The sequence below is a fragment of the Paracoccus sp. (in: a-proteobacteria) genome (assembly GCF_047973135.1).
In the GTDB taxonomy this organism is placed as follows: domain Bacteria; phylum Pseudomonadota; class Alphaproteobacteria; order Rhodobacterales; family Rhodobacteraceae; genus Paracoccus.
In genome coordinates, this window is the sequence record NZ_JBKEBL010000063.1 from 1 (window position 1) to 1,956 (window position 1,956).

Genomic DNA, 1,956 nt, shown 5'->3' on the forward strand with positions numbered 1-1,956 from the left:
ATCAGATCGCCCATCCTGCCCTTGAAATGATGCTGCACATCCAGCGCAAAGACCGGCGCGGCATAAAGGTTGTCCACCGGAATGTCGAAAAACCCCTGAATCTGGGCGGCATGCAGATCCAGCGTCAGGACACGGTCCACCCCCGCCTCGGTCAGCAGGTTGGCGACCAGCTTGGCCGAAATCGGCGTGCGGGCCTTGGCGCGGCGGTCCTGACGGGCATAGCCGAAATAGGGAATTACCGCCGTGATCCGCGCCGCCGAGGACCGCCGCAGCGCATCGGTCATGATCAGCAGCTCCATCAGGTTGTCATTGGCCGGGTTCGAGGTCGGCTGGATGATATACATATCCTCGCCGCGCACATTCTCGAACACTTCGACGAAAATCTCCTGATCGTTGAAGCGTTCGACGCGGGCATCGCACAGGCCGACATTCATGCCGCGATGCATCGACATCCGGCGGGCAATGGCGGCGGCAAGAGGTCTGTTGGCGTTTCCGGCAATCAGCTTGGGTTCGGTCATGACGGGCATGGGAGGGGGGCCTTTGCAGGGATTCGTCAGATTGCACCCGCCTTAACACCGGGCTAGCCTGTGGGCAAACCCTGCAAGGATGTTCACATGGCCAGCATCGACTATTACCTTGGAACCATCAGCCCCTGGTGCTATCTGGCGGGTTCGCGGCTGGAAGAGATCGCGAAAAAGCATGGTGCCACCGTGACCTACAAGCCGGTGGACCTGATGCAGCTTTTCGACCGCACGGGCGGTACACGGCCCGCCAGCCGCCATGCCAGCCGCGTCGAATATCGCGGGCAGGAACTGCTGCGGTGGGCCGAACATCTGGGCATGGCCCTGAACCCGAAGCCCGCGCATTTCCCGGTGAACATGGCACCGTCATCCTATGCGATCATCGCCGCACAGCAGGCGGAGGGCGGCGATCCGGGCGGGCTGGTGCAAGGCTTTCTGCGCGCCTGCTGGGCCGAACAACGCGACATCAGCGACGATACCGTCATCCGCGACATTCTGGGCGCGCATGGCTTTGATCCGGATCTGGCCGACAAGGGGCTGTTCGTCGGCGCCGAGACATATGGTCGCAACCTGGAACAGGCGGTCGAAGCCGGGGCTTTCGGCGCGCCCTTCTATGTCGTGCGCGAGACGGATCAGCGGTTCTGGGGGCAGGACCGGCTGGATTTTCTTGACCGTCATCTGGCCTCGGCATGAGCGGCGTGCGCATGCGCCACTGGCCCGGCAATCCGGAACGTCCGGGGCTGGCGCTGCATTGCATGCTGGCCAGCGGCAGTTACTGGGCCGGCATCGCCGGACGGCTGGACGGGCGGATCGACCTGCGGGCCTTTGACCTGCCCGGCCACGGCCAAAGCGACGACTGGAGCCCCGCGCCCGATGGCCCGGATTATCACACCGCCGTCACCCGCATCGCCGCCAGTTTCATCGACCGGCCCGTCGATCTGATCGGGCACAGCCTTGGCGGCACCGTGGCGCTGCGCCTTGCCGTCGCCGCGCCCGAGGCCATCCGCAGCCTGACCCTGATCGAGCCGGTCCTGTTCGCCGCCGCCCGCGACGACGAACAGCGTGCGCTGCACGAACAGATGGGCGAACTGATCGCCGCCGGGCACAGCGATCAGGCGGCGCGGGTCTTTATGGCGATCTGGGGCGCTCAGGGCTATGATGACCTGCCGCCCCGGATGCAGCAGCATATGCGCGACAGGATTAGCCTGATCGCCGAAAATTCACCCGCCCTGTCCGATGACCGCGCCAATATCCTGCGCCCCGGCGGGTTGGAGTCGATCACGGCACCAGTGCTGATCATCTCGGGTCAGGATTCGCCGCCCGTGGTTCACGCCATCGCCGAGGCGCTGGCCGCCCGCTTGCCCGATGTCGGTCGCGCCAGTGTACCCGGCGCGCGGCACATGCTGCCGATAACCCATGCCGATCAGGTGGCGGG

General features: G+C 65.1%; 3 protein-coding genes. 2 read left to right on the forward strand and 1 reads right to left on the reverse strand.

Annotated elements, in window-relative coordinates:
• Window positions 1-527, reverse strand: a 527-nt coding sequence (prs, locus tag ACK5L9_RS05465) for a ribose-phosphate diphosphokinase (RefSeq protein WP_416910443.1), incomplete at its 3' end; no start/stop codon positions are given.
• A gap of 87 nt (window positions 528-614) precedes the next feature.
• Here prs and ACK5L9_RS05470 point away from each other — a divergent pair.
• Window positions 615-1,214, forward strand: a complete 600-nt coding sequence (locus tag ACK5L9_RS05470) for a 2-hydroxychromene-2-carboxylate isomerase (RefSeq protein ID WP_416910444.1) — start codon at window positions 615-617, stop codon at window positions 1,212-1,214.
• A partial coding sequence (locus tag ACK5L9_RS05475) for an alpha/beta fold hydrolase (protein WP_416910445.1) occupies window positions 1,211-1,956 on the forward strand: 746 nt, incomplete at its 3' end. The genes ACK5L9_RS05470 and ACK5L9_RS05475, both read left to right, overlap by 4 nt.